Below are 26,145 nucleotides of genomic sequence, written 5' to 3'. Positions count from 1 at the left end.
GACGTCGCCACGAGTGGAGATCGAAAGCGTTGTCCGAACAGCAGCAGTCCCAGTCCGACGACCGGTCGGCGGATCGGTCCGTCGAGGAGCGCGAGGTCGCGGCCGAGCAGGAGTTCGTCGACCGCGTCTACCGCCAGCTGGCCGACTCGGCCGCGGCGGCGCGCCAGCTCGCCCGGGAGGGCCACCAGCGCGGCCGGCTCGGGCACGAGGGCGGGCTCGTCGAGCGCGACGCGATGGTCTTCCAGGCCGCGAAGCGGATCGCCCAGCTCGACGCCGCCCACGAGGGACTCGTCTTCGGCCGCCTCGACCTGACGCCCGAGCTCGACGCGGCACCGCGGTACGTCGGCCGCATCGGCCTGCGCGACGCCGACCGGGACTCCCTGCTCATCGACTGGCGCGCCCCGGCCGCCGCGGTGTTCTACCAGGCGACCGCGGCCGAGCCGCACCACGTGATCCGTCGCCGGGTGCTGCGCTGCGTCGGCCCCGAGGTCGTCGGCGTCGAGGACGAGCTGCTGGACGCCGAGGCGCTCGAGGAGTCCGGCCTGGACCTGCCGATCGTCGGCGAGGGCGCGCTGATGGCGCAGCTCTCCCGGGCCCGCGACCGGTCGATGCACTCGATCGTCGCGACCATCCAGGCCGAGCAGGACAAGGCGATCCGCGCGCCGGGCAAGGGCGTGGTCACCATCTCCGGCGGTCCCGGCACGGGCAAGACGGTCGTCGCGCTGCACCGCGCGGCGTACCTGCTCTACACCGACCGCCGCCGCTACGAGACCGGCGGCGTGCTGGTCGTCGGCCCCAGCGGGGTGTTCATGCGCTACATCGAGCGGGTGCTGCCGAGCCTCGGTGAGACCGCGGTGGCGCTGCGCTCCCTGGGCGAGGTCGTCGACGGGGTGCGGGCGACCCGGCACGACGAGCCGGCGGTCGCCGACGTCAAGGGCACCGAGCGGATGGCCGAGCTGCTGCGGCGCACGGCGCGGCAGCAGGCGCCGGGCAGCCCGACCCAGTTCCGGATCTTCTGGCGCGACGACACGATCGTGCTCGACCGCGGCCTGCTCGGCCGGCTGCGCCGCCAGCTCATGTCGCAGGGCCGCCGCAACAAGCAGCTGCCCCGGGTCGCCCCGACGCTCCTGGACGCGATGTGGCGGCAGGTGCGCGGCGAGCGCGGGCGCGACCGCGGCCGCGAGGCCTTCGACGAGGAGATGCTGTCCGACCAGCGGTTCGTGGACTTCGCGGTCGCCTGGTGGCCGCCGCTCGACGCCCGGACCGTCCTGGGCTGGCTGCGCGACCCCGAGCTCCTCGCCCGGGTCGGCGAGGGCGTCGTCACGGCCGAGGAGCAGCGGCTGCTGCTGAAGTCCTGGGCCGGGGCCACCGACCTCTCGGTCGCCGACGTCGCGCTGCTCGACGAGCTGCGCTACGCCCTGGGCGACGTGCCGGCCAAGCCCGAGGACGAGCGCGACGACCCGCTCGCGGTCATCGAGGGCGCGGTCGACCTGCAGGAGCTGACCACCGCCTCGGACCGGGAGTACGCCCCCTCCGGCCGGGCCTGGGCACCGCCCCAGCACCGGATCGAGGACGACGGCTTCGCCCACGTGCTCGTCGACGAGGCGCAGGACCTCACGCCGATGCAGTGGCGGATGGTCGGCCGGCGCGGCCGCACGGCGTCCTGGACCATCGTCGGCGACCCGGCCCAGTCCTCCTGGCCGGTCCGCGAGGAGGCCGAGGCGGCCCGCGCCGCGGCGCTCGAGGGCAAGCAGGTCCACGCCTTCCACCTCTCGACCAACTACCGGAACTCCTCGGAGATCTACGCCTACGCCGAGGCCTACGCCCGGCGCGTCGGGCTCGACGCCGACCTCCCGACCGCGGTGCGCTCGACCGGAGTGGAGCCGGTCGAGGTGACCGGCGTGACCGACCTCGAGGCCGCGACCCGCGCGGCGGTGGTCGACCTCGCCGGCCGGGTCGGCGGCACCGTCGGCATCGTGGTGCCGGTGGCGCGGCGCTCGGAGGTCAACTCCTGGCTCGCCTCGTGGTCGGAGCTGGCCGCGGACGCCCCGAGCGCCCGGGCGGCCGTCGACTCCTCGGTCACGCCCTCGGGCGAGGACCGCGTCGTCGTGCTGACCGGCCTGGACACCAAGGGACTGGAGTTCGACGGCATCGTCGTGGTCCGCCCCCAGGAGATCGAGGACGAGTCGCTGACCGGCCGGGCGACGCTGTACGTCGTGCTCACCCGCGCCACCCAGCTGCTGACCACCATCAGCTGACGTCCCTGCTGGTCGAGCAGACGAGCGCCGGCGGGCCGTGTCGACATCCGGTGACCATGGCTGAGTCCATGCGCCCCTCACCGGGTCTCGACACGCTCAGGCCGTCAGCCGGCCTTCGCTGCTCGACCAGCGGGTGGCGGGGCTTCGCCGCCCGGCCGGCGCGCTCACTAGAGTTCGCCCATGACCTCCACGCCGAACGCCCGGGACGCCATCGCCGCGCTCCAGGGGCACGAGGCGTGGGCGATCATCCGGCGCTCCACCCGGGCCGGTGACCGCGACAGCGTCGGGCTCGTCGGCGGCCGGCGCTCCGTGGTCGAGTCCCTGCTCGACGTACCGCTCGAGGAGGGCCCGCCGGCCGAGGGTCACATCGCCGACCGGCTGCTCGCGGTGCCGTTCCGCCAGGTCGCCGAGCGCGGCTTCGAGGCCCACGACGACGGGACGCCGCTGGTCGTGGTCGACGTCGAGACCGAGCTGGAGTTCTCCGTCGCCGAGGTGGTCGAGGCGATCGACGAGGCCGAGGTGGCCTTCGCCGACCGCGGCGGGTTCGAGACCGACGACGAGGAGTACGGGAAGCTCGTCGAGTCGATCATCCGCGACGAGATCGGCCAGGGCGAGGGCGCGAACCTGGTGATCGGCCGGCACTACCGCGCGAAGGTCGCCGACTGGGGCGCCGCCAAGGCGCTCGCGGTGTTCCGCCGGCTGCTCGAGCGCGAGCGCGGCGCCTACTGGACCTACGTCTTCTTCACCGGCGACCGCTACCTCATCGGCGCCAGCCCCGAGCGGCACGTCTCCATCCACGGCGGCGACGTCCGGATGAACCCGATCAGCGGCACCTTCCGCATCCCCCGCGAGCCCGACGCGGACGTCCGCGGTCGGCTCCTGGAGTTCCTGCGCGACGAGAAGGAGATCTACGAGCTCTTCATGGTCGTCGACGAGGAGCTGAAGATGATGTGTGACATCTGCAACCAGGGCGGCCAGGTGCTCGGGCCGTTCCTCAAGCCGATGAGCCGCCTCGTCCACACCGAGTACCTCCTCGCCGGCCGCACCGACCGGGACCCGCGCGAGGTGCTGCGCGACACGATGTACGCCGCCACCGTCACCGGCAGCCCGGTGGAGAACGCCTGCCGGCTGATCAAGGCCTACGAGACCGAGGGGCGCGGCTACTACGGCGCCGCCCTGGCCGTGCTCGGCCGCGACGCGACCGGGGGGCCGGTCGTGGACAGCCCGATCGTGATCCGCACCGCCGACGTCGACCTCGAGGGCAACCTCAAGGTGACGGCCGGCGCGACGCTCGTGCGCGACTCCGACGCGGCGTACGAGGTCGCCGAGACCCACGCCAAGGCCGGCGGCATCCTCAGCGCCTTCGGCCTGGTGGCGCCGGCGCCGACCCCCGACGTCAACGTCGCCGAGCTGGTCAACGACGAGGACGTGCTGCTCGCGCTCAACGCCCGCAACCGGCGGCTCTCGTCGTTCTGGCTGACCGACCAGGGCGGCTCGGCGCCGGACCCGCGGCTGGCCGGCCGGAGCGCGGTGATCCTCGACGGCGAGGACGACTTCGTGAACATGCTGCGCCACGTGCTCGGCGTGCTCGGCATGACCAGCGAGGTCGTGCGCCACGAGGAGTACGTCGCCGGGTGCCTCGACGGGTTCGACCTGGTGATCGTCGGGCCCGGCCCCGGCGACCCGCGCGACGACGACGACCCCAAGATGGCCAACCTGCGGGCCGCGGTCGCCGAGCTGCTCGAGGAGCGGCGCCCGTTCCTCGCGGTGTGCCTGGGACACCAGGCGCTGTGCCACCAGCTCGGGATCCCGCTGGCCTACAAGGACATCGTCTTCCAGGGGACCCAGTCGCCGGTGCCGCTCGAGGGCCGGACCGAGCGGGTCGGGTTCTACAACACCTTCGTGGGGCGGGTCGGCAGGGACGACGCGCTCCCCGCGGGGGTCCGGGTCGACACCGACCCGGACTCGGGCGACGTGCACCACCTGGCCGGGCCGCACTACCGCGGCATCCAGTTCCACGCCGAGTCGATCCTGACCGAGCACGGCTACGACCTGCTGCACGACTACGTCGTGTCGCTGCTGCTGGATGAGCCGGGGAACCCCGCCGCCACGCGGTAGTCTCGGAGGTGCGAGCCCGGTGGAAGCTGCCCCCCAGTCCCATCGGGCTCGCCTCCACTCCTCGCAGCCGGCCCGCCGGACCCCGAGCGGGCCCGCCGCCCGGGACGTCGTCGTCGTCGACCACCACGACTCCTACACGTGGAGCCTGGTCCACCTCGTCGCCCGGGTGACCGGCTCGCTGCCGCTCGTGGTCCAGCACGACGAGGTCACCGCGGACGAGGTCCTCGCGCACGAGCACGTCGTGCTCTCGCCCGGTCCCGGCCGCCCCGACCGGCCGGCCGACTTCGCGGTCGGCCGCGAGGTGCTGGTCGCGGGCACCCGCCCGGTGCTGGGCGTCTGCCTGGGCATGCAGGGCCTGGTGACGACGTACGGCGGGCGGGTCGAGCGGGTGCGGCCGGCGCACGGGGTGGTGTCCCGGGTGACCCACGACGGCCGTGGCGTCCTCGCCGGGCTGCCGCAGGGCTTCGACGCGGTGCGCTACCACTCGCTTGCCGCCACCGTCGTCCCCGACTGCCTCGAGGTCACCGCCCGCTCCGAGGACGGGGCGGTCATGGGGGTGCGCCACCGGACGCTGCCGCTCGAGGGCGTGCAGTTCCACCCCGAGTCGGTGCTCTCCGAGCACGGGCTGCGGATCGTCGCGTCGTTCCTCGGGGCCGCCGGATGAGCGGCCCCCACGGTGGGCCGGCGGGCGGGCCGGGGGTGCTCGAGGCCTTCCGCGAGGTCGCCGGCACGCACCCGCGCTGCTTCTGGCTCGACGGTGCCGGCGCCCGCGGCTGGTCGGGCCGCCGGTCGGTGCTCGGCTGGCTGGAGCCCGACGACGTGTCGTTGTCGTACTCCGCCGCCACCCGCACCGTCACCCGCCACGCCGCCGGCCGGTCGGAGGTGGTGGCGAGCGGGAGCGCCGACGTCTTCGCGGCGCTGGAGGCCGAGCTCGCCGCGGGCGGGCCCGACGACCAGTGGTTCGGCTACCTCGGCTACGCCTGCCGGCCCGACCTGCCCGCCCGCCCCGCGGTGGGGCTGCCCGACGCGGTGTGGATGCGGCCCTCGCACGTCCGCGTGTGGACGCCTCCCGGGCCGGACGAGGCGCGAGGTCCCGCGTCCACGGGGGACGTCGCGCCGGCGCGCCGGCCGACCGCCCACGAATCGTCCCCACCCGCGGCGCCCCCGTGGTACGTCGCGGCGTTCGAGCGGGTGCAGGAGGCGCTGCACGCCGGGGACAGCTACGAGGTCAACCTGACCCACCGCGAGCAGGTGGCGAGCGACCTCGACCCGGTGACGGCGTACCTCCGGCTCCGCGCGCTCAACCCCGCGCCGTACGCCGGGTTCCTCCAGCACGACGTGCCCGGTGCGCGCGCCTGGCTGCTCTCCAGCAGCCCCGAGCGGTACGCCACGGTGACCACCGAGGGCACCCGCGGCGCTCGCGGAACGGGTGGGCGGACGCTCGAGACCCGGCCGATCAAGGGGACGACGCCGCGCGGGGCGACGCCGGCCGAGGACGCGGCGGCGGCGCTGCGGCTGCGCACCGAGCAGCGCTACCGCGCCGAGAACCTCATGGTCGTCGACCTGCTGCGCAACGACCTGGCGACGGTGTGCGAGCCGGGCACGGTCGAGGTGCCGGTGCTGATGGACGTCGAGTCCTACCCCAGCGTGCACCAGCTCGTCTCGACCGTCCGCGGCCGGCTGCGGCCGGAGGTGACCACCGTGGCCGCGCTGCGGGCGCTGTTCCCCGCCGGCTCGATGACCGGGGCGCCCAAGCGGCGCACCATGGAGGTCGTCGACGAGGTCGAGTCGAGCGCGCGGGGCGTGTACGCCGGTGCGTTCGGCTGGGTCGCCGCCGACGGGCGCGCCGACCTGGGGGTGGTGATCCGCAGCCTGGTCACCACGGGTCAGGGCCGGTGGGAGCTGGGTACCGGTGGCGGCATCACCGTCCACTCCGACGCGGCGTCGGAGCACGCCGAGGCAGGATGGAAGGCCGAGCGCCTGCTCGCCGTCTTCGCGACACCAGGAGGTAACACCGCGTGACTACCGTCGAGAGCATGGCCAAGCCGCACGTCATCGTGCTGTTCGGCGCGACAGGCGACCTGTCCCGCCGCAAGCTGCTGCCGGGTCTGCTGCACCTGTTCGAGGCGGGCCTGCTCACCGACACCCGCATCGTGGGGACGTCCCTGGAGGACGTCGACTCGACCCACTTCGAGACCTTCGCGCGCGACGCCTGCGAGGAGTTCGGCGAGGGCACCATCGACGACGCCCGCTGGGCGCCGTTCGGGAACCTGCTCAGCTACCTGCCGCAGTCCGCCGGCCCGCAGGCGCTGGCCGACGAGGTCGCGCGCGCCGAGGACACCCTGCCCGGGCCCGACGAGCGCAAGCGCCGGCTGCACTACCTCAGCGTGCCGCCCAAGGCGGCCCTCGACGTGGTGCACCAGCTGGACAAGGCGGGCCTGGTCGAGCGGTCGCGGATCGTCATGGAGAAGCCGTTCGGCACCGACCTGGAGTCGGCGGTCAACCTCAACGCCGAGCTGCACGAGGTCTTCGACGAGCACCAGATCTTCCGCATCGACCACTTCCTGGGCAAGGAGGCGGCGCAGAACATCCTCGCCTTCCGGTTCGCCAACGGCCTCTTCGAGCCGATCTGGAACCGCAACTTCATCGACCACGTGCAGATCGACGTGCCCGAGACACTCGGCCTCGAGGGCCGCACCAAGTTCTACGAGTCGACCGGCGCCTACCGCGACATGGTCGTCACCCACCTGATGCAGGTGCTGGCGTTCATGGCGATGGAGCCGCCGACGTCGCTGGAGCCGGACCCGATCAGCGACGAGAAGAACAAGGTCTTCCGCTCGATGAAGCCGATCGACCCCCACGACGTGGTGCGCGGGCAGTACGCCGGCTACCGCGGCAAGGAGGAGGTGGCCGACGACTCCGACACCGAGACCTTCATCGCGCTCAAGGTCGAGATCGACAACTGGCGGTGGGCCGGCGTGCCGATCTACCTGCGCACCGGCAAGAAGATGGCCGAGAGTGCGCGGATCATCTCGATCGCGTTCAAGGAGCCGCCGCTGTCGATGTTCCCGGCCGGCTCGCAGGCGGGCATGCAGGGCCCCGACCACCTGACCTTCGACCTCGCCGACCAGTCGCGGATGTCGCTGTCGTTCTACGGCAAGAAGCCCGGTCCGGGCATGAAGCTGGAGAAGCTCTCGATGCAGTTCGCCACCCACGAGACGTCGTCCTCGACCGGCGTGCTGGCGGCGTACGAGCGGCTCATCCACGACGCGATGCGCGGCGACCACACGCTGTTCACGACCGCCGAGGGCATCGAGACGCTGTGGGAGAAGTCCTCGGCGCTGCTGGAGATGCCGCCGCCGGTGCGCACCTACCAGCCCGGCACGTGGGGTCCGAACGCGATCCACCAGCTCGTCGCGCCGCACGCGTGGCGGCTGCCGTTCGAGCGCACCTGGCGGATGCCGTCCCCGGACGGCGCCAACGCCTGAGGGTCAGGCGCCCGACGTCGTACGCCGCCCGTCGTCCTCCCACTGCTCCTTGCCGAGGTCGACGGCGCGGCGGGCGTTGGCGAGCGAGGCCAGCACGATGGTGCCCAGCGCGCCCTCGCGGTCGAAGACGGTCGCGGTGCCGACCGCGATGCCCTCCTGCTCCAGCCGGTCGATGGCGTGCAGCCCGATCTCGGTGCCGGCGGGGCGGCGGACCAGGGTCAGGGTGATGTCGGTGTTGATGTGCTCCACGCCCCGCGTGCCCCAGTTGGTCACGAGGCTGGCGCCGTCGGCGATCGCGGCGACGGCCTGGAACGGCGTGGCCCGCTCACCGGCGACGACCGGGACCGCGCTGTTCCACGACGTCTTGCGCGAGGCGTTCTGGTGCGCCCGGAAGTCCTGGGACCAGCCGGCGTCGCTGTGCAGGAACGGCACGTGGGGCTCGGTCGTCGGCGGCGCGACGTCCTCCGGCGGGGGAGAGGGGTGCACGTCCGGCATCCACACCTCGCCCTCCGTGTCGGCCGTCGGCTTGAGGAACAGCCCGCTGGCGCGGGCGACCGGCACGCCGTCCTGCAGCGCGACGACGTCGACGAGCGCGAGCCGCGGGCCGGCGCGCACGACGTCGGTGGCGAAGGTCAGCGGCTGCCGGGTGGCGGGGCGGAACAGGTCGACGGTGTAGCGCGCCGGCCGCAGGTCGGTGCGTCCCTCCTCCTCGACCCGCCGCTCCAGCGCGCGGGCCATCGCGCCGCTCACGGCCACGCCGTGCAGGTGGTCCTTGCCCCAGCTGCTGACCGCGAGGTCGGTGGCGAGGAGGCTCGCGCCACCGTCGTCGGTCGTGAAGAACGCCAGCTCCATGGCGGCATCCTGGCAGGCGGTCAGTCGGCCGCGCGCTCCGGAGCCCGCTCGGAGAGGCGCGCGAGGACGCCGCGGGTGGCGCGGACCAGGCGCGTGCGGTCGGCGGGGTCGAGCGCGATGGCGTTGACCGACTCGATCAGGCCGCGCGTCTGGACGAACCCGGTGACCGCGACGGCGTCGTCGGTGACCTGGGTGACGGTGCGCGCGGCGTCGGCGCTGGGCAGGTCGAGGTCCTGCACGTCACCGGCGACCTCGCCGATGGTGTCCCACGCGTCCTCGAAGGACCCGTCGAACCACAGGTAGTTCAGGTCCAGCGTCGGCCCGCCCTCGGCGACCGGCACGTAGGTGCAGCGCATCGCGCCGGGGTCTCCGGTCTCCTCGGTCACCTCCTCGCCGAGCAGCCGACCGACCTCGGCGGGGGTGAGGTCGTCGCACGGGTTCCACGAGGGCGGGTCGGCGGACGCGCCGGACGTCGCCGTGCTGCCGCCGTGGGGCGAGGCCGACGACTCCGCGGGCTCGTCGGAGGAGCACCCGGCGGCGGCGAGCGCCAGGACCAGCAGGGGCAGCAGGGGCCCGGCGACGGGTCGGCGGCTCATGCCCGGCTCCCGGTGGTCGAGGGCGCCGGGGACGCCGGGGCCTCGGCGGGCAGGGCCAGGACGAGCCGCGCCCCGCCGGCGGGCGACGTGGTGACCTCCAGCCGCCCGGCGTGGCGGTCGGCGACCTGGCGGACGATGGAGAGGCCGAGCCCGGACCCGGGCATGCCCCGGGACTCCTCGGCGCGCCAGAAGCGGTCGAACACGTGCGGTCGGTCCTCCTCGGAGATGCCGGGTCCCTCGTCGTCCACGGAGAGGACGCCGTCGGCGAGCCGGACGGTGACGGTGCCGCCGGGCGGGCTCCACTTGGCGGCGTTGTCGAGCAGGTTGGTGACGGCGCGCTCCAGCGCGGCCGCGTCGCCGACCAGCTCGAACGGCTCGGCCGCGACGTCGAAGGCCAGGCCGGGTGCCCGGCGGCGTACCCGTGCCAGGGCCTGGTCGACGACCTCGGCGAGGTCGACCGGGGCGACCAGGTGGTCGGCTCGGTCGTCGCGGGACAGCTCGACCAGGTCCCCGACGAGGGTGCTGAGCTCCTCGATCTGGGCACGGACGTCGTCGAGGAGCTCGGCGCGGGCGTCCTCGGGGAGGGTCATCGCCCCCGGGCCGTCGGCCTGGGTGAGCAGCTCGATGTTGGTGCGCAGCGAGGTGAGCGGGGTGCGCAGCTCGTGGCCGGCGTCGGCGACCAGCTGGCGCTGCCGGTCGCGGGACGCGGCGAGCGCGGTGAGCATCTCGTTGAACGCCGAGGCGAGGCGGGCGACCTCGTCGTCCTCCTTGCCCTCCACCTGGATGGGCGTCAGGTCCTCGGTGCGCGCGATGGCCTCGACCTCGGTGGTCAGCCGCCGCACCGGCCGCAGGCCGTTGGTCGCCACCGCCCACCCGGCCATCCCCGCCGCGACGACGCCGAGCAGGCCGAAGAGCAGCATCACCACGCCGAGGCGGGCCAGGACCTGCTGCTGGGGCTCGAGCGACTGGGCGACGACCAGCGCCTCGCCGTCGGTGTTCGCGGGGACCGTCGCCACGCGGTAGCGGGTGTCGCCGGCGACGATCGTGCGGATGTTCCACTTCCGCTCGCCGTGGGCGACCGCCAGCTCGGGCTCGCCGATGTAGAGGCGCGGCCCCTTGTCCTGGGTGAGCACCGACCCGTCGGGGTAGACGAACGCCACCCGGATGTCACCGGCGCCCAGCGCCCACGACGGGATCTCCAGCCTGGTGCTGAGGCTCGACAGCGCCTGGGTGCGGGCGGCGGCCTGCGCCCGGTCCAGCAGCGAGTTGTCCAGCGTGGACTGCATCTGCACGCGGACCGTCATGAAGGCGCCCAGCGCCACGAACGCCACGGACAACCCCACCGCGATCGTGGTCAGCAGCGTGACGCGGCCCGCCAGGGAGGGGTGGCGCAGGGCCCTCATGCTTCCTTCAGCACGTAGCCGACGCCGCGGACCGTGTGGATCAGGCGGGGCTCGCCCTCGGCCTCGGTCTTGCGCCGCAAGTAGCCGACGTAGACCTCGAGGGAGTTCGCGGTGGTCGGGAAGTCGTAGCCCCAGACCTCCTCGAGGATGAACGAGCGCTCCAGGACGCGACGCGGCCGCCGCAGGAACATCTCGAGCAGCGTGAACTCGGTCCGGGTCAGCTCGATGAGGCGTTCGCCGCGGCGGACCTCGCGGGTGGCGACGTCCATCGAGAGGTCGGCGAATGACAGCACCTCGTCGGCGGCGTCGTCGGCCGGCACGACCCGGCGCAGGAGCGCGCGGAGGCGGGCGAGCAGCTCGGCGAGCGCGAACGGCTTGGTCAGGTAGTCGTCGGCCCCCGCGTCCAGCCCCTCGACGCGGTCGCCGACGGCGTCGCGGGCGGTGAGGACCAGGACGGGTACGTCGTTCCCGGCCGCGCGCAGCGCGCGGGTCGCCTCGATCCCGTCGAGCCGCGGCATCATCACGTCCATCACGACCACGTCCGGCGCCGCCCGGCCGATCGCGGCCAGCGCCTCGGCGCCGTCGGTGGCCAGGTGCACGTCGTACCCGTTGAACTCCAGCGACCGCCGCAGCGACTCCCGCACGGCCCGGTCGTCGTCGACGACGAGCACGCGGGGCTTGGCGGTCGGTGGCACCCCGCCATGGTGCCAGCAGGTCCTGAGCCGGCGCTGAGAGCCGGGCACCCGGGCGGGAACCCGGGCAGAGGACCGGAAGCCGGGACACGGGCGCGATCGCTCCCTAGGCTGCGGACGACCTTGGGGGGTCTCCATGCTGCATCGCGGTCTCGTGCTCGCGCTCGTCTCGTCCGTGCTCGCCGTGCTGGGGGTGACGGCGCCCGGGGCGGCGGCGCCCTCGGCGGAGCGGCGCGCGGCGCCGCGGGTCGAGCGGCACGCGGAGCCGGTGCTGCCCGACCGGTTCCAGGAGGAGGTCGTGCTCGGCGGGCTCGACGAGCCGACGGCGGTCGACTTCGGGCCGGACGGCGAGATCTTCGTGGCCTCCAAGAGCGGCGTCGTCCAGGTCTGGGCCACGCCGGAGGCGGAGCCGGTCGAGGTCGTCGACCTCAGCACCGAGACCCACAACCTCTACGACCGCGGGATGCTCGGCCTGGCCCTCGACCCCGGCTTCCCGGCGCGGCCGTACCTCTACCTGCTCCACGCCTACGACCACATCCTCGGCAGCGACCTGCCGACGCCGCAGTGGGGCGTCCCCGGCGTGCCGTACGACGAGTGCCCCGACCCCGAGGACGGCGGACCGGGCGCCGAGGACATGGGCTGCCTGGCCAGCGGCCGCCTCGTGCGGCTGGCCCTGGCCGAGGTGCCCGGCGGCTGGCGGGCGGCCGGCGAGCCGGAGGTCATGCTCGAGGACTGGTGCATGCAGTACCCCTCGCACGCCACCGGCTCGCTGCACGTCGGCCCCGACGGCGACCTGTGGGCCAGCGGCGGCGAGGGCGCGCACTACCTCGAGGTCGACCACGGCCAGCTCGGCGCGCCGTTCTGGCCCGGCGGCAACGCCTGCGACGACCCGGCGCGCGAGGGCGGCTCGCTGCGCGCCCAGGACGTCCGCGCCGGCGGCGACCCGACCGGCCTGTCCGGCACCGTCGTGCGCATCGACCTCGACACCGCCGAGGGCGTGCCCGGCAACCCGCTCGCCGGCCGGGACAGCGCGAACGAGCGTCGGATCGTGGCGTACGGCATGCGCAACCCGTTCCGGTTCGCGTTCCGCCCCGGCACCGGCGCCGACCCGGAGGTGTACGTCGGCGACGTCGGGCAGGGCGGCTGGGAGGAGATCGACCGGTTCCGCCCCGGCGGCCGGCAGCCGGAGAACTTCGGCTGGCCCTGCTACGAGGGCCCGGACCGCAACGCGGGCTTCGACCCGCTCGACCTGCCGCTGTGCGAGTCGCTGTACAAGGCGCGCACGGCGAGCGAGCCGTTCTTCGCCTACCCCCGGACCGGGGCGCTCGCGGGCGAGACCTGCCCGACCGGGTCGGCCTCGATCTCCGGGCTGCAGTTCGGCGCCAGCCGGTCCTACCCGGCGGCGTACCGCGGGGCGCTCTTCTTCTCCGACTACTCCCGCCAGTGCGTGTGGGTGATGGGCAAGAAGGCCGACGGGTCGCCCGACCCGCGAAGGGTGCGGCCGTTCCTCCAGGGCGCCGCCAGCCCCGTGGACCTGCTCACCGGCCCCGAGGGGGACCTGTACTACCTCAGCCTCGGCGTCGACGAGCAGGGCTACCCCTCGGCGGGCGCGGGCTCGCTGCGCCGGATCCGGTACGTCGCCGGCAACCGCGCACCGGTCGCGCGCCTGGTCCCCCGCACCCCGACCTGGGGCCCGACGCCGCTCGAGGCGGTCCTCGACGCCTCCGGCTCGACCGACGCCGAGGGCGACGACCTGACCTACCGCTGGGACCTCGACGGCGACGGCGGGTTCGACGACGCCCAGGGGCCCCTGGTGCGGACGACCGTCACCGGCACCGACGACGTGACGGTGCGGGTCCGGGTGGCCGACGGCGGCGGTGGCGAGGACGAGGCGGCGCTGGTCCTGCACCCGGGCGACGCCGGCCCGCCGGTGGTCAGCATCGCCTCCCCGGCCCGGGACCTGCGCTGGTCGGTCGGCGAGGCGATCGACCTCTCCGCGACCGCGGTCGACCCCGACGGGACCGACACCACGGTCACCTGGTCGGTCGCGCTCGCCCACTGCCCGAACGACACCTGCCACACCCACCCGCTGCAGACCGCGGTGGCCGACGGCACGACCGTCCGGGGGCCCGACCACGAGCACCCGTCGTACCTCCTGGTGTCGGTCACCGCCACGGACGCCCGGGGCCTGAGCACCACCGAGTCCTATCGGCTGGAGCCGCGGACGGTGCGGCTGCGGTTCCGGACCCGGCCGGGCGGACTGCCCCTGTCGGTGGCCGGCGTCAGGCACCGGCGCACCTGGACGGGCACCTTCATCGTCGGCTCCCGGATCACCCTCACCGCGCCGCGCAGGCAGCGGCGCGGCCGGGCGGCGTACGCGTTCGCGCGGTGGTCCGACGGCGGGTCGCGGTCCCACACCCTGGTGGCGCCCGGTCGGACGCGCACCCTCACGGCCGTCTACCGCCGGCGGTGACCGAGGGGCGGGGTCAGCGGTAGCGGGCGGCCGCGGCCGCGGCGCGCGCGCCGTACCCGCCGCCGAACATGCAGGCGTGCACGAGCAGCGGGAAGAGCTGGTGCAGCGCCAGCCGGTCCTCCCAGCCGTCCGCGAGCGGGGCGGCGTCGACGTACGCCTCGAGCGCCTTGGGCAGGTGCGGCAGCCCGAACAGCGACAGCATCGCCAGGTCGGTCTCGCGGTGGCCGCCGTGGGCGGCGGGGTCGACCAGGTGGACGCCGTCGCCGCCCCAGACGACGTTGCCGTTCCACAGGTCGCCGTGCAGCCGGGCCGGGCCCTCCTCGGGCACCAGGGTGGGCAGCCGGCCGACCACCGACTCGACGCTCGCGGCCTGCTCGGGGGTGACGGCGCCCCGGTCGCGGGCGAGCTTGAGGTAGGGCAGCACCCGGCGGACGGCGAAGAACTCCGCCCAGGTGGGGGCGGCCCGGTTCGGCAGGGGGAGGCGGGCGATGTAGCCGTCGCGGTGCTCGCCGTCCGGTCCCGCCCCGTACGCCGCGGCGCCGGCGGCGTGGGTGGCGGCCAGCGCCCGGCCGAGGTCCGCGGCCGCCTCGGCCGTCTGCTTGCCCGGTTCGACCCAGCGCACCACGAGGCACTCGGCGTCCACGGCCAGCACGTCCGGCACGCGGGCCCCGCCCTCGACCGCGCCCAGCCAGCGCAGTCCTCGGGCCTCGACCTCGAAGAAGTCGGCCGGCGCGTGCGCGAGCGTCTTCATCAGCGCGGTGGTGCCGTCGCTGAGCCGCAGCTTGGTGGCGGTGGCGGTGTCGCCGCCGGCCACCGGGGCCGTGGCCACCACGGCGGCGCCGAGGAGCTCCTCGGCGCGACGGGCGACCAGTGGCTGGCGGGCCATCTCAGCCCAGCGTCCGCTGGCGGGTCACGGGCGGTCCATCAGCCGCTGCAGGGCCGCGGTGATCGCGACCGACGTTCGCTCGACCATCTGCAGCACCTCCTCGAAGCCGTCCGGGCCACCGTAGTACGGGTCCGGCACCTCGGTGCCGGGGGTGACGGGGTCGAACTCGCCGAAGAGCATGACCCGCTCGCTGCGCCCGCCGACGTCGTCGAGGTTCGCGCCGTCCATCACCAGCACCAGGTCCAGCTCGTCGAGCCAGCTGCGCGCGAACTGCCGGGCGCGGTGCCGGGTCGCGTCGTACCCCGCGGCGGTGAGGGTCGCCGCGGCCCGGTCGTCCATCGGGTTGCCGACGTGCCAGTCGCCGGTGCCGGAGCTGCGGACCTGGACCAGGCCGGACAGCCCGGCGTCGTCGAGGCGCTGGACGAGCACGACGTCGGCCATCGGCGAGCGGCAGATGTTGCCCAGGCAGACCAGCGCGATCGCGTAGCGGCCGGGCAGGCGGGGCTGGGGCAGCAGGGTGTGGGCGTTGCTCATCGGCGGTCCTCCCCGACCAGGCGGTCGACGACCCACGTCATCAGGGTGATGACGATCGCACCGAGGACGGCCGGCCAGAACCCGTCGACCCGGAAGCCGAGGTCGAGCTGCTCGGCCAGCCAGCCGGTGAGCGCGAGCATCGCGGCATTGATGACCAGCAGGAACAGCCCGAGGGTGACGATGATGAACGGGATCGACAGCAGGGTGAGCACCGGCTTCACCACCGAGGTGACCACGCCGAGGATGAGCGCGACCAGCAGCAGGGACGCCCACTTGTGCTCGAGCTCGGCGGTGCCGCTCGAGGGGCCGGTGAACCGGACCCCGTCGACCAGCCAGGCCGCCGTCGCCAGCGCGACCGCGTTGGTCAGGAGCCAGGAGAGGAAGCGCACGCCGCCATCCTGGCAGCCGGGCCTGAGGCGGGGCTGAGCCCCTGCCGGGTCAGCGCTCGATGCCCAGCGCCTCGATGATCGCCACCTCGGCGTCGGCGAGGTGGCGGTCGAGGAAGGCCGAGGCGCCCGGGATGTCCCCCGCCTCGAGCAGGTCCAGCAGCGCCCGGTGGGAGTCGGCCTGGTCGTGGGCGTTGCGGCGGATGCGGTCGACCTGGGCGAGCGCCAGCTTCAGCTCGGTGACCAGGAGCTCGGCCATGTGCACCAGCCGCGGGGACCCGGTCAGGCCGACCAGCGAGACGTGGAAGGCGAGGTGCCGCTCGTTGAGGAGCTGGTAGGAGCCGCCGTCGGCGACGGCCGAGGTGTAGGCGACCAGCGTCGTGCGGACCAGGTCCCGGGCGGGCTGGCCGGCCTCCCCCCAGCGGTGGACGCCGGCGCCCTCGAGGACCGCGCGGGCGCGGCACACGTCGCGCACCGAGTCCGGGTCGGGCGTGGTCACGCTGACGCCCCGGTGCGGCTCGCGGGTGGCCAGTCCCTCGGCCACCAGCAGGGTGAGCGCCTCCCGGACCGTCGGCCGCGAGACACCGAGCGAGGCCGCGAGGGCGACCTCCCGCAGGGCGGTGCCGCTCGCGAGCTCGCCGTCGAACACCGCCCGCCGCAGCTCCTCGGCCACGCGGTCGACGGTCGAGGAGTGATCGAGGCTCAGCGTGCCGAACGGCTCGGACATGGGCTCCATCATCCACCACGCGCGCCGAGTTGTGCGGGGAGCCCGTCGTGCCCCACACTCCGCGTTGTCAGATTGTCTGACAATCGTCGGAGGACGAGGAGCGGGAGGTGTGCTCGTGGAGCAGCTGCAGTGGGGCCGTCGGTACGTCGCGGTGGAGCCGTCGCACTTCCGCATCGAGTACGCCATCAACCCCTTCATGGACGTCGCCGACCAGCCCGACCCCGCGCTGGCGCTGGCCCAGTGGCAGGCGATGGTCGGCGCGATCGAGGGGCTCGGCGGCACGGTCGACGTGCTGCCGCAGCGCCCGGACGCGCCGGACATGGTCTACGCGATGAACCTCGGCCTCGGCCTGGTCCGCCAGGACGGCTCGCGGCACGTGGTCATGTCGCACATGCGCTACGCCGAGCGCCGGATGGAGACGCTGTCGGCGCAGCCGTGGTTCGCCGGCACCGGCGCCACCACGTCGTACGTCGGCCGGGACGGCGTGGGTGCCCACCTCGAGGCGGGCGACGCGTTCGCCTTCCGCGGCGACCTGGTCGTCGGCCATGGCCCGCGCACCGAGGAGCTGGCGCTCAAGCACCTGGCCACCGAGCTCGGCGTGCGGGTGCGCGGCCTGCGGATCACCCACCCCGGGATGTACCACCTCGACCTGGCCTTCTGCCCCCTCGACGACCGCCGGGCGCTGGTCTGCCCGTCCGCGCTGGACGACGCCTCGGCGGCCGCGCTCTTCGAGCTCGTCCCCGAGCCGCTGGTGCTGACCGAGGAGGAGGCGCTCACGACGTTCTGCGCCAACTCGGTGGTCGTCGGCCGGACCGTCGTGATGCCGGCCTGCCCCGACCGCGTCCGCGCGCAGCTGGAGGAGTGGGGCTTCGAGGTCGTGCTCGTCGACGTCTCGGAGTTCCACAAGGGCGGCGGCTCGATCCGCTGCCTGACCAACCCGGTCGACATCGCCCTGGGTCGCGACCTCGCGGTCGTCCCGGGCGGCGAGGTGCTGCTGCCGGCCTGAGCGCCGCGCGGTGGGCGTCGGCGACGGCGTCAGCGGCAGTCGTCGCTGGCGCAGGTCGTGGTGACCGTCGCCCCCTGCTCGGGCGCGGCGTGACCGAACGAGAGCACGGTGAGGGCCGTGACGAGCAGGCCCAGGCCGAGGTTGCGGACGATCAGCACCCGAGCACCATAGGGACCGACCGGAGGCGGGACGCCCGTTCTTGGGTGCAGATGGTCCGATCGGGTGGTACGGCGTGTCCGGTCGTCGGGGTCCGGCTAACGTCCGGGGCGTGTTCCCCATCGGCGGCGTGGGCGTCATGCTCCTCGGCATCGTGCTCTCCGGAGCGGTCTGCCTGCTGCTCCACCTCGCGCTGCGGGGCCGGCTCGGCGCGCTGACCTCGGGCTCGCTGGCGGCCTTCGTGTGGTCGCTGACCGTCATCGGGTTCATCACGCTGATCCCCGCGAACGGTGCGCCGGGGGTGGTCCCCGCCGAGGGCCGGCTCGACACCTGCTCGTGGGACATCGGCGGGCCCGCCCCGGACGGGTTCTGGATCTTCTCCGGCGGCCAGCGGCTGCTCAACACGGTCGTGTTCATCCCCTCCGGCGCCCTGCTCGTGCTCGCGGCCGCCCGCCGCACCCGCGGCGCGTTCCTCGCCGTGCCGATCGGGCTGGCCCTGCTCACGGCGTACTCCGTCGGCATCGAGGTCACCCAGCTCGTCCTCGCCCGCCTCGACCGCGCCTGCGACGTCACCGACGTCGTCGACAACGTCCTCGGCGCCGCCATCGGCGTCGGCATCGGGCTGCTCCTCGCGCTGGTCCTGCGCCCCTGGCGCTCGCGCTAGCCGGCACCGCCTGCCCGGGCCCGCTCCTCCCGGCCGGGTCTCCTCCCGCCTCAATCGTTCAATTGCGCGGTTGCGACGGCCTGGAAGCGCTCCCACCGGCTCCGGGCCCGCACGAATCGTTCAATTGAACGATTCGTGCGGCGGCAGCAGCGTCGCCCGCCGGCCCCGGCCGACCCGGGCCCACCCCCGGCCGGCAGCGGCCTAGCCTGGGCGCGTGAGCACGCCGCAGCCCCGCCCGAACGTCGCCGACATCCCGCCGTACGTCGCCGGGCGGCCGCCGACGGTGCGGCCCGGGATGGTGTCCTACAAGCTCTCCAGCAACGAGAACCCCTACCCGCCGCTGCCCGGCGTCGTCGAGGCGGTCCAGGTGGCCGTGGGGGCGATGAACCGCTACCCCGACATGGGGTCGGCGGCGCTCTACGCCAAGCTGGCGGAGACCTTCGACGTGCCCGCCGACCACCTGTCGGTGGCGACGGGGTCGGTGGGGCTGATCTACCAGCTGGTGCAGGCCTTCTGCGACGCCGGCGACGAGGTGGTCTTCGCCTGGCGCTCCTTCGAGGCCTACCCGATCGCGGTCACCGCGGCGGCGGCCACGGCGGTGCGGGTGCCGCTGCTGCCCGACGGTCGCCACGACCTCGACGCGATGGTCGCGGCGATCACCGACCGGACCAGGGTCGTCCTGGTCTGCACGCCCAACAACCCGACCGGGCCGGCGGTGACCCAGGCCGAGCTGGACGCGTTCCTCGCCCGGGTGCCGGCACACGTGCTGGTCGTCGTGGACGAGGCCTACGTGGAGTTCGTGCGCACCGACGACCCGGTCGACGGCATCGCGACGTACCGCCGCCACGACAACGTCGTGCTGACCCGCACGTTTTCCAAGGCCTACGGGCTCGCCGGCTTCCGCGTGGGGTACGCCGTGGCGCCCGCGCCGGTCGCGGCGGCGCTGCGGGCGGTGTCGCTGCCCTTCGGGGTCTCCACCGTCGCGCAGGTCGCGGCGATCGCAAGCCTGGAGCGGCGCGCGGAGCTGCTCGAACGGGTCGACGCGCTCGTGGCCGAGCGGACCCGCGTGGTCGAGGGCCTGCGCGAGCGCGGGTGGGACGTGCCGGACGCCCAGGGCAACTTCGTCTGGTTCGGGCTCGGCGGGCGGACGGCCGACTTCGCGGTGGCGGCCGACGACCTCGGCATCGTGGTCCGGCCGTTCGCGGGCGAGGGCGCCCGGGTGTCGATCGGCGAGACCGAGGCCAACGACCGGCTGCTGCGGCTCGCGGAGTCCTTCGCCCGCTGACTCCGGCCGCGGTCGGCGCCGGGCTCCGTCAGACTTGGCGCCGTGACCGTCCTGCGCGACTACGCCGCCGCCGTCGCCCGGCCGGCGCTGCTCGAGGGCGGGGGCCCCGGTGGCGGCTACGACGAGGTCGTCGGCCCGGACGGCTCGCTGCGCCCGGCCTGAAGGGGCTCGCCGAGGTCGCCGTCGGCCTGACCCCGGCCGACCTGCACCGCGTCGACCGCGGCATCGCCCGGCTGCTGGCGAACGACGGCGTCACCTCGCCGCGCGCCGGCGGGCCCGGCAGGCCGGGCGGGTGGCGGCTCGACCCCGTGCCGCTCGTGCTCGACGCCGCGCAGTGGACCCCGCTGGAGGTCGGCCTGGCCCAGCGCGCGGAGCTGCTCAACGCCCTGCTGCAGGACCTGTACGGCGAGCAGCGGCTGCTCGCCGAGGGGGTGCTGCCCGCCGCGGCGGTGCTCGGCCACGCCGGCTTCGTGCGGCCGGTCGCCCGCCGCTCGGCCACCGACCCGCGCCCGCTCGTGCTGTGCGGCGTCGACCTCGGCCGCGACGCCGCCGGCGAGTGGCGGGTCCTCGGTGACCGGGCGCAGGCGCCGTCCGGGCTGGGGCACGCGATGGAGAACCGCCGGGCGGTCTCGAGGGTCGTGCCGGAGCTCTACCGCGAGGCCGGCCCGCACCGCGTCGAGCCCTACCTGTGGGCGCTCCGGTCCGCGCTCCTGCAGTCGGCCGACGACGACCTCGCCGACCCGCGGGTGGTCGTGCTGTCGCCCGGCACCTGCTCGGGCTCGGCGTACGACCAGGCCTTCCTCGCCTCCGCGCTCGGCTTCCCGCTGGTCCGCGGCAGCGACCTCGTGGTCCGCGACGGCTGGGTGCACCTGCGCGCCAGCGGCCGGCTGGAGCGCGTCGACGTCGTGCTGCGCCGGGTCGACGCGGCGTGGAGCGACCCGCTGGAGCTGCGCGGCGACTCCCGGCTGGGGGTCGCCGGGCTCACCGAGGCGGTACGCCGCGGGCGGGTCCGGGTCGTCAACGGGCTCGGTGCCGGCGTGCTCGAGAACCCCGCCCTGCTGCCCCACCTGCCGGCGGCCTGCCAGGCGCTGCTCGGCGAGCCGCTGCGGCTGGCCTCGGTGCCGACGTGGTGGTGCGGGGACCCCGACTCGCTCGAGCACGTGCTGGACCGGGTCGGGGAGCTGGGGTGCGCACCCTCGACGGGCCGGCCGCGCCGATCCGCCAGGGGGCGGCCGGGCTGCGCCGGCGGATCCTCGCCGAGCCGCACCGGTACGTGGGCCAGGAGCGGCTGCCGCTCTCGCACGCCCCGGCGTACCGGCCCGGCGCCCGGCCCGGCGCCGTCGGCGCGACCACGCCGAGGCCGCTCACCCTGCGGACGTTCGTGCTCCGCTACGGCTCGGCCTACCGCCCGTTCGTCGGGGGCCTCGCGACCGTCCACGACGAGCACCCGTTCACCGGCGGCGGGGACGGCGGCGGGGGCGGCGGGGCGAGCAAGGACGTGTGGGTGCTCAAGGGGTCGCCCGAGGAGCCGGACCAGGGGCTCGCCGAGGTGCTGCCGATGACCAGCTCGCGGGCGCTGACGGTGACCGTGCCGCGGGTGCTGGAGGACATGCACTGGCTCGGGCGGTACGCCGAGCGGGCGGAGGCGATGCTGCGGCTGGTGCTCGTCGCGCACGCGCTGGCCGAGGACTTCCGCACCCGCCCGCGGTCGGCGGGCGGCGCGGTCCTGGCGGTGGTCATGGACGCCGTCCACCGGCTCGCCGGGAGCAGCGAGGGCGACCTCGACGCCGACTTCCGCTCGCTGCTGCTCGACGCCGGCCGGCCCGGCTCGGTGGCGCAGGCGCTGGCCGGTCTCCGCGAGGCCGCGGCCGCCGTCCGCGACCAGCTCTCGCCCGACGTGTGGCGCACCCTCGGCGCGGCCGACCGGGCCGCTGCGGCGCTGGAGGGATCGACGCACAGCCACCAGGTCGCGGAGTCGGCCGGCCGGGCGCTCGACGCGCTAGAGGGCGCCGCCCACGGCCGAGGCCAGGACCGAGGTGCCGACCAGCGCCACGAGCCCCCAGGCGACCGCCCTGCCACCGTGCAGGCGGCGGGCGCCGGGGCGCGGCTCCGGCACGCCCGGCGTCGGCCCGGCCAGCAGCAGGTACGCCGTCACGCCGACCGGCGTGGCGAGGAACATCAGCCAGAACCAGGCCCACCGGGTGGCCCGCCACGGCTCGGGCGAGCCGATGAGCAGCAGGAGCGTGCCGAGCCCCGCCACGAGCGGCAGCAGCGCGGCCCACCCGGGCAGGCGGTAGCCCAGCACCGTGGCCTCCGTCGACGGGCGGTCGGCGCGGTGGACCTCGAGGTCGGGGTCGATCGCCCTCAGGCGGGTGGCGAGCTCGCCGGTGACGACACCGGTGACGTGCTCGCCGCGCTGCTGCGGCGCCTTGCGGCGCGGCCGGGCCTCGACCACGTCGGTCGTCCGGTTCGCGAGGCCCTCGCGCCAGTGGACGGTGACCACGGCGAAGCCGCGTCCCTCCGGGCCGATCCCCTCGGTCATCGCCACCTCGTGCACGTCGCCGGTGGCCACGGCCTCCCGGAGCTCGCCGAGCGTGGACTGGCGCTCCCCGACCACGAACGCGGCGGCGAGGACGGCCACCCAGGCCAGCGCGACCAGCAGGCGCAGGCCCTGCGCGAGGGGGCTCCAGGGGCTCGGCACCCGCGGGACGGTACCCGCACCGTCCCCCAGCGGCCGGGAGGCTGCGATCATGGGACCCTGCCTCACGCGCCGGCCCTCGGCGCACGACACGCCACCGAACGGACGCACACCGTGAGCCACCCGCACCCCGAGCTCCAGAAGCCACCCCGGCTGCCCCAGGACGGCCTCCGCGTCGTCGGTCTCGGGGGGCTCGGCGAGATCGGCCGGAACATGACCGTCTTCGAGCACCGCGGGAAGCTGCTCGTCGTCGACTGCGGCGTGCTCTTCCCCGAGGAGCACCAGCCGGGCATCGACGTGATCCTGCCCGACTTCAGCTGGATCCGGGACCGCCTGGACTCGGTGGTCGGCATCGTGCTCACCCACGGCCACGAGGACCACATCGGCGGGGTGCCGTACCTCCTGCGCGAGCGCGCCGACATCCCCGTCATCGGGTCGCGGCTGACGCTGGCGCTGATCCGGGAGAAGCTCAAGGAGCACCGGATCGTCCCGGACCTGCGCGAGGTCGCCGAGGGCGACCGGTCGCCGTTCGGCCCGTTCGACCTGGAGTTCCTCGCCGTCAACCACTCGATCCCCGACGGGCTCGCGGTGGCGATCCGCACGAAGGCCGGCCTGGTGCTGCACACCGGCGACTTCAAGATGGACCAGTTCCCGCTGGACCGCCGGATCACCGACCTGCGCGGCTTCGCCCGGCTCGGCGAGGAGGGCGTGGACCTGTTCCTCACCGACTCCACCAACGCCGAGGTCCCCGGCTTCACCATGTCCGAGCGCGACCTCGCGCCGGCCATCGAGCAGGTCTTCCGCACCGCGCCGCGCCGGATCATCGTGTCCAGCTTCGCGAGCCACGTGCACCGCATCCAGCAGGTGCTCGACACCTCGCACGCGCACGGGCGCAAGGTCGCCTTCGTCGGCCGCTCCATGGTCCGCAACATGGGGATCGCCCAGGACCTCGGCTACCTCAAGGTGCCCCAGGGCCTGATCGTGCCGCTCGACCAGCTCGAGCGGCTGCCCGCGCACAAGGCGACGCTGATCTGCACCGGCTCGCAGGGCGAGCCGATGGCAGCGCTCGCCCGGATGGCGAACCGCGACCACAAGATCCGCGTCGGCGAGGGCGACACCATCCTGATGGCCAGCTCCGCCGTGCCGGGCAACGAGACCGCGATCTCGGGGCTGATCAACAACCTCAGCCGCTGGGGCGCGAACGTCGTGCACAAGGGCAACGCGAAGGTGCACGTGTCGGGCCACGCCAGCGCCGGTGAGCTCGTCTACTGCTACAACATCGTCAAGCCGCGCAACGTGATGCCGGTGCACGGCGAGTGGCGCCACCTCAAGGCCAACGCCTCCCTGGCGATCGACACCGGGGTCCCCGAGGACCACGTGGTGCTCGCCGAGGACGGTGTCGTCGTCGACCTGGTCAAGGGGCACGCGAAGGTCGTCGGCAAGGTCCGCGCGGGCAACGTGTACGTCGACGCGCAGACCGTCGGCGGGGCGACCGAGGCGACGCTGAAGGACCGCCGGACCCTCGCCGAGGAGGGCGTGGTGACGGTGCTGGTCATCGTCGACGCCGACACCGGCGGGCTGGCCGACCCGCCGGACTTCTCGGTCCGCGGCTTCGTCCACGAGCCGAAGGCCTTCGACCCGGCCGTCCAGGTGATCGAGAAGACGCTGGCCCGCGCGGCCGCCGAGGGCATCGGCGACCCCCAGCAGCTCGAGCAGCTGCTCAGCCGGGAGGTCGGCCGCTGGGCGCACCGCACCTTCCGCCGCAGCCCGCTGATCATCCCGCTGGTCATCGACGCCTGAGGCCGGGCCCGAGGCCGGGTCTGAGGCCGGGGCCCGGTCCCGGCCTCAACGCCCGTCTCAGCCGCCGGTCGCGCTGAAGTGCTGGTAGTCCTTCAGCGACCGGTAGTCCCCGCCCCACGCCCAGCCGATCCGGGCGAAGGCGCGGACCACCGGGCCGTCGGGGGTGACCATCCCGGGCCGGACGTCGTCGCGGTCGAGGTAGGCCGAGGCCAGCTCGGGCAGCACCACCCGGCCCGCCGGCAGGTCGCGCAGGTAGGGGTTCTGGAACGGGTTCACGTCGACGGCCCGACCGTAGGCGTGCTCGGAGTACGACGTGCCGCCGGTGACCGGCCGGCACACGAACGCCCCGGTGCCGTTGCCGTCGCCGGTGGGCGGCGCGTCCAGCGCCGACCGCGGCGTGATCGTCAGCTGCTCGAGCGGAAAGCCGGCCCGCCACAGGTCGCCGAAGACCCCGGCCAGGTCGTCGGCGGCGTCCGCAGCGACCAGCAGCTCGCCGGTGTGCCGGTCGCCCTCGAATCCGCGGAAGGCGACCCGCAGCCAGGCCAGGTCCTCGGCCGCCACCGGGCAGGCCGGCTCCCAGGTCGAGCGGGCCAGCACGTCGGCCGGCGGCGGGTTGACCACCCGGGAGGCGTAGCCGTCGCCCGGCAGCGCCGGGACCGCGTCGGGCAGCGTGAACCGCCGCTCGCGCAGCACCCGCGGCGTGGGGCGCACCGCGCCGTACCCCGTCGCGGTCTCGGGCAGCACGCGCGTCCCCAGCCAGGGCGGCGGCACGGTGCCCGGCTCCGGCTCCGGGTCCGGCTCCGGGTCCGGGTCCGGCTCCGGGGCCGGCTCCGTCTCCTGCTCCGTCTCCTGCTCCGGCGGGGTGCTGCTCCGAGGGCCCGCCGACGGCGTGGGCGTCCGCTCGACGCGCGTCTCGTGCCGCGGGTCGGGCCGGGGTGCGGCGTCCGGGGACGTGCCGCAGCCGGCGGTGAGCGCCGCGGCGGCGAGCAGGCCGGCGAACGGGCCGGCGGGACGCGGACGCAGCACGCGCCGACCGTACCCGCGGCGGCCGGGCGAGGAGTCGTTGAGGGTTCACCTAGGCTGGGTGCATGGCGCCCCAGGACAGCTCGGACAGCTCGGCCGCGAACGACGGCAAGCCGACGTACACCGAGAAGGGCAAGGCCTTCGACCGGGACATGTCCTACATCCCCGACCGGATCACCCGGGTCGTCGACGGCGCACCGCGCACGCCCGAGCACGGACCCGTCGCGGGCTCGCTGTGGCCGGTGGAGCCCGGGCGGTACCGCCTCGTCGCCGCCAAGGCCTGCCCCTGGGCCAACCGCTCGATCATCGTGCGGCGGCTGCTGGGCCTGGAGGACGTCATCTCGCTCGGCCTGCCCGGGCCGACCCACGACAAGCGCAGCTGGACCTTCGACCTCGACCCCGGCGGCGTGGACCCCGTGCTCGGCATCGAGCGGCTGCAGGACGCCTACCTCGCGCGCTTCCCCGACTACGCCAAGGGGATCACGGTGCCCGCGGTGGTCGAGGTGGCGACCGGGCAGGTCGTCACGAACGACTTCCCGTGGATCACCCACGACCTCTACTTCGAGTGGCGGGACCACCACCGCCCCGGCGCCCCCGACCTCTGGCCGGACGACGTCCGCGAGGAGATGGAGGCCGTGATGAAGCGGATCTTCACCGAGGTCAACAACGGCGTCTACCGCTGCGGGTTCGCCGGCTCCCAGGAGGCGTACGACGACGCCTACGACCGGCTCTGGACGGCGATGGACTGGCTCGAGGAGCGCCTCGCGGACCGGCGCTTCCTCATGGGCGACACCGTCACCGAGGCCGACGTCCGGCTGTTCACGACGCTCGCCCGCTTCGACGCCGTCTACCACGGTCACTTCAAGTGCAACCGCAACAAGCTCACCGAGATGCCGGTCCTGTGGGCCTACGCCCGCGACCTGTTCCAGATGCCCGGGTTCGGCGAGACGATCGACTTCGACCAGATCAAGGCGCACTACTACGTCGTCCACACCGACATCAACCCCACGGGCGTCGTGCCGAAGGGGCCCGACCCGGCCGTCTGGCTGACCCCCCACGGCCGCGAGGCGCTCGGCGGGGAGCCGATCCGCCCCTGGTGA

The 26,145-nt window shown here is 74.7% G+C and carries 23 protein-coding genes and 1 pseudogene; 13 read left to right on the top strand and 11 right to left on the bottom strand.

The annotated features are described in order from the left end of the window. Positions 1-29 precede the first annotated feature (29 nt). The 5 genes from OSR43_RS20295 to zwf all read left to right on the top strand — a co-directional run bounded on the left by OSR43_RS20295 (position 30) and on the right by zwf (position 7,864). Positions 30-2,258, top strand: a complete 2,229-nt coding sequence (locus OSR43_RS20295; RefSeq protein WP_302268624.1) for a UvrD-helicase domain-containing protein — start codon at positions 30-32, stop codon at positions 2,256-2,258. Positions 2,259-2,438: 180 nt separating this feature from the next. Next, positions 2,439-4,376: an anthranilate synthase family protein gene (locus OSR43_RS20290; RefSeq protein ID WP_302268622.1), complete on the top strand. Its 1,938-nt coding sequence runs from the start codon at positions 2,439-2,441 to the stop codon at positions 4,374-4,376. A 19-nt stretch (positions 4,377-4,395) separates the two neighbouring features. Beyond that, positions 4,396-5,040, top strand: coding sequence for an aminodeoxychorismate/anthranilate synthase component II (locus OSR43_RS20285; protein WP_302268621.1), 645 nt, complete (start codon positions 4,396-4,398; stop codon positions 5,038-5,040). After that, positions 5,037-6,398 carry an anthranilate synthase component I family protein gene (locus OSR43_RS20280; protein WP_302268620.1) on the top strand — a complete coding sequence of 454 codons (1,362 nt, stop codon included), beginning with the start codon at positions 5,037-5,039 and terminating at the stop codon, positions 6,396-6,398. Before OSR43_RS20285 ends, OSR43_RS20280 begins: the two co-directional genes overlap by 4 nt. Positions 6,399-6,412: 14 nt before the next feature. Continuing rightward, on the top strand, positions 6,413-7,864 hold the full coding sequence (zwf, locus tag OSR43_RS20275; RefSeq protein ID WP_302268619.1) for a glucose-6-phosphate dehydrogenase: 1,452 nt from the start codon (positions 6,413-6,415) through the stop codon (positions 7,862-7,864). 3 nt (positions 7,865-7,867) lie between these two features. Here zwf and OSR43_RS20270 read toward each other — a convergent pair whose 3' ends face one another. From OSR43_RS20270 to OSR43_RS20255, 4 genes are read right to left on the bottom strand one after another with little or no spacing between them, the layout of a single operon-like run. Next, a complete protein-coding gene (locus tag OSR43_RS20270) occupies positions 7,868-8,716 on the bottom strand; it encodes a thioesterase family protein (RefSeq protein ID WP_302268617.1) in 849 nt (282 codons plus the stop codon). Between the two features lie 20 nt (positions 8,717-8,736). After that, on the bottom strand, positions 8,737-9,312 hold the full coding sequence (locus tag OSR43_RS20265; protein ID WP_302268615.1) for a DUF3558 family protein: 576 nt from the start codon (positions 9,310-9,312) through the stop codon (positions 8,737-8,739). Then, positions 9,309-10,715, bottom strand: a complete 1,407-nt coding sequence (locus OSR43_RS20260; protein WP_302268613.1) for a HAMP domain-containing sensor histidine kinase — start codon at positions 10,713-10,715, stop codon at positions 9,309-9,311. The genes OSR43_RS20265 and OSR43_RS20260 overlap by 4 nt, the downstream gene beginning before the upstream one ends. After that, on the bottom strand, positions 10,712-11,410 hold the full coding sequence (locus tag OSR43_RS20255) for a response regulator transcription factor (RefSeq protein ID WP_302268611.1): 699 nt from the start codon (positions 11,408-11,410) through the stop codon (positions 10,712-10,714). Before OSR43_RS20255 ends, OSR43_RS20260 begins: the two co-directional genes overlap by 4 nt. 133 nt (positions 11,411-11,543) lie before the next feature. On the opposite strand from OSR43_RS20255, the gene OSR43_RS20250 reads away from it, so the two are divergent. After that, positions 11,544-13,880, top strand: coding sequence for a sorbosone dehydrogenase family protein (locus tag OSR43_RS20250; protein WP_302268610.1), 2,337 nt, complete (start codon positions 11,544-11,546; stop codon positions 13,878-13,880). Between the two features lie 13 nt (positions 13,881-13,893). On the opposite strand, the gene OSR43_RS20245 is transcribed toward OSR43_RS20250, so the two are convergent. Genes OSR43_RS20245 through OSR43_RS20230 form a run of 4 tightly spaced genes read right to left on the bottom strand, consistent with a single transcriptional unit; the run spans position 13,894 to position 16,413 of the window. Continuing rightward, positions 13,894-14,766, bottom strand: a complete 873-nt coding sequence (locus tag OSR43_RS20245) for a fructosamine kinase family protein (RefSeq protein ID WP_302268609.1) — start codon at positions 14,764-14,766, stop codon at positions 13,894-13,896. A 24-nt stretch (positions 14,767-14,790) separates the two neighbouring features. Further along, the gene (locus tag OSR43_RS20240; RefSeq protein WP_302268608.1) at positions 14,791-15,300 is read right to left on the bottom strand and encodes a low molecular weight protein-tyrosine-phosphatase; all 510 of its coding nucleotides are present in this window, start codon (positions 15,298-15,300) and stop codon (positions 14,791-14,793) included. Continuing rightward, positions 15,297-15,689, bottom strand: coding sequence for a phage holin family protein (locus OSR43_RS20235; protein ID WP_302268607.1), 393 nt, complete (start codon positions 15,687-15,689; stop codon positions 15,297-15,299). The genes OSR43_RS20240 and OSR43_RS20235 overlap by 4 nt, the downstream gene beginning before the upstream one ends. A 49-nt stretch (positions 15,690-15,738) precedes the next feature. Next, entirely contained in the window at positions 15,739-16,413 is a 675-nt protein-coding gene (locus OSR43_RS20230; protein WP_302268605.1) for a GntR family transcriptional regulator, read from the bottom strand. A 115-nt stretch (positions 16,414-16,528) separates the two neighbouring features. Here OSR43_RS20230 and OSR43_RS20225 point away from each other — a divergent pair, with 115 nt between their 5' ends. Continuing rightward, the gene (locus OSR43_RS20225; protein ID WP_302268604.1) at positions 16,529-17,419 is read left to right on the top strand and encodes a dimethylarginine dimethylaminohydrolase family protein; all 891 of its coding nucleotides are present in this window, start codon (positions 16,529-16,531) and stop codon (positions 17,417-17,419) included. Positions 17,420-17,448: 29 nt separating this feature from the next. On the opposite strand, the gene OSR43_RS20220 is transcribed toward OSR43_RS20225, so the two are convergent. Next, entirely contained in the window at positions 17,449-17,577 is a 129-nt protein-coding gene (locus OSR43_RS20220) for a hypothetical protein (protein WP_302268603.1), read from the bottom strand. Positions 17,578-17,687: 110 nt separating this feature from the next. Here OSR43_RS20220 and OSR43_RS20215 point away from each other — a divergent pair, with 110 nt between their 5' ends. The 4 genes and pseudogenes from OSR43_RS20215 to OSR43_RS21335 all read left to right on the top strand — a co-directional run. After that, complete coding sequence (locus tag OSR43_RS20215; RefSeq protein ID WP_302268602.1) at positions 17,688-18,239, top strand: VanZ family protein; 552 nt, start codon at positions 17,688-17,690, stop codon at positions 18,237-18,239. A 214-nt stretch (positions 18,240-18,453) separates the two neighbouring features. Beyond that, positions 18,454-19,524, top strand: a complete 1,071-nt coding sequence (gene hisC / locus OSR43_RS20210) for a histidinol-phosphate transaminase (protein ID WP_302268601.1) — start codon at positions 18,454-18,456, stop codon at positions 19,522-19,524. Between the two features lie 308 nt (positions 19,525-19,832). Then, a complete protein-coding gene (locus OSR43_RS20205) occupies positions 19,833-21,086 on the top strand; it encodes a circularly permuted type 2 ATP-grasp protein (RefSeq protein WP_367891504.1) in 1,254 nt (417 codons plus the stop codon). Beyond that, a pseudogene (locus OSR43_RS21335) lies at positions 21,083-21,484 on the top strand (alpha-E domain-containing protein); the annotation flags it as partial. The gene OSR43_RS20205 and the pseudogene OSR43_RS21335, both read left to right, overlap by 4 nt. A gap of 39 nt (positions 21,485-21,523) precedes the next feature. On the opposite strand, the gene OSR43_RS20195 reads toward OSR43_RS21335, so the two are convergent. After that, entirely contained in the window at positions 21,524-22,225 is a 702-nt protein-coding gene (locus tag OSR43_RS20195; RefSeq protein ID WP_302271763.1) for a hypothetical protein, read from the bottom strand. A 111-nt stretch (positions 22,226-22,336) separates the two neighbouring features. Between OSR43_RS20195 and OSR43_RS20190 the strand changes: the two genes are divergently transcribed. Continuing rightward, positions 22,337-24,022 (top strand): ribonuclease J, encoded by a 1,686-nt coding sequence (locus OSR43_RS20190; protein WP_302271735.1) that lies wholly within the window; start codon positions 22,337-22,339, stop codon positions 24,020-24,022. A gap of 57 nt (positions 24,023-24,079) precedes the next feature. On the opposite strand, the gene OSR43_RS20185 is transcribed toward OSR43_RS20190, so the two are convergent. After that, entirely contained in the window at positions 24,080-25,048 is a 969-nt protein-coding gene (locus OSR43_RS20185; protein WP_302268599.1) for a M15 family metallopeptidase, read from the bottom strand. 62 nt (positions 25,049-25,110) lie between these two features. On the opposite strand from OSR43_RS20185, the gene OSR43_RS20180 reads away from it, so the two are divergent. Continuing rightward, positions 25,111-26,145 (top strand): glutathione S-transferase family protein, encoded by a 1,035-nt coding sequence (locus OSR43_RS20180; protein WP_302268597.1) that lies wholly within the window; start codon positions 25,111-25,113, stop codon positions 26,143-26,145.

This window comes from Nocardioides sp. Arc9.136 (assembly GCF_030506255.1).
Classification (GTDB): domain Bacteria; phylum Actinomycetota; class Actinomycetes; order Propionibacteriales; family Nocardioidaceae; genus Nocardioides.
Note: the sequence above shows the minus strand (reverse complement) of the source record. Positions and strands in the feature narration are given on the sequence as shown.

Bases quoted from the DNA above. Each gene is read 5' to 3' on its own strand.
- OSR43_RS20180 (WP_302268597.1), top strand. From the start codon at position 25,111: ATGGCGCCCCAGGACAGCTCGGACAGCTCGGCCGCGAACGACGGCAAG.
- OSR43_RS20270 (WP_302268617.1), bottom strand. From the start codon at position 8,716: ATGGAGCTGGCGTTCTTCACGACCGACGACGGTGGCGCGAGCCTCCTC.
- OSR43_RS20280 (WP_302268620.1), top strand. From the start codon at position 5,037: ATGAGCGGCCCCCACGGTGGGCCGGCGGGCGGGCCGGGGGTGCTCGAG.
- OSR43_RS20260 (WP_302268613.1), bottom strand. From the start codon at position 10,715: ATGAGGGCCCTGCGCCACCCCTCCCTGGCGGGCCGCGTCACGCTGCTG.
- OSR43_RS20245 (WP_302268609.1), bottom strand. From the start codon at position 14,766: ATGGCCCGCCAGCCACTGGTCGCCCGTCGCGCCGAGGAGCTCCTCGGC.
- OSR43_RS20250 (WP_302268610.1), top strand. From the start codon at position 11,544: ATGCTGCATCGCGGTCTCGTGCTCGCGCTCGTCTCGTCCGTGCTCGCC.
- zwf (WP_302268619.1), top strand. From the start codon at position 6,413: ATGGCCAAGCCGCACGTCATCGTGCTGTTCGGCGCGACAGGCGACCTG.
- OSR43_RS20240 (WP_302268608.1), bottom strand. From the start codon at position 15,300: ATGAGCAACGCCCACACCCTGCTGCCCCAGCCCCGCCTGCCCGGCCGC.
- OSR43_RS20290 (WP_302268622.1), top strand. From the start codon at position 2,439: ATGACCTCCACGCCGAACGCCCGGGACGCCATCGCCGCGCTCCAGGGG.
- OSR43_RS20230 (WP_302268605.1), bottom strand. From the start codon at position 16,413: ATGTCCGAGCCGTTCGGCACGCTGAGCCTCGATCACTCCTCGACCGTC.
- OSR43_RS20265 (WP_302268615.1), bottom strand. From the start codon at position 9,312: ATGAGCCGCCGACCCGTCGCCGGGCCCCTGCTGCCCCTGCTGGTCCTG.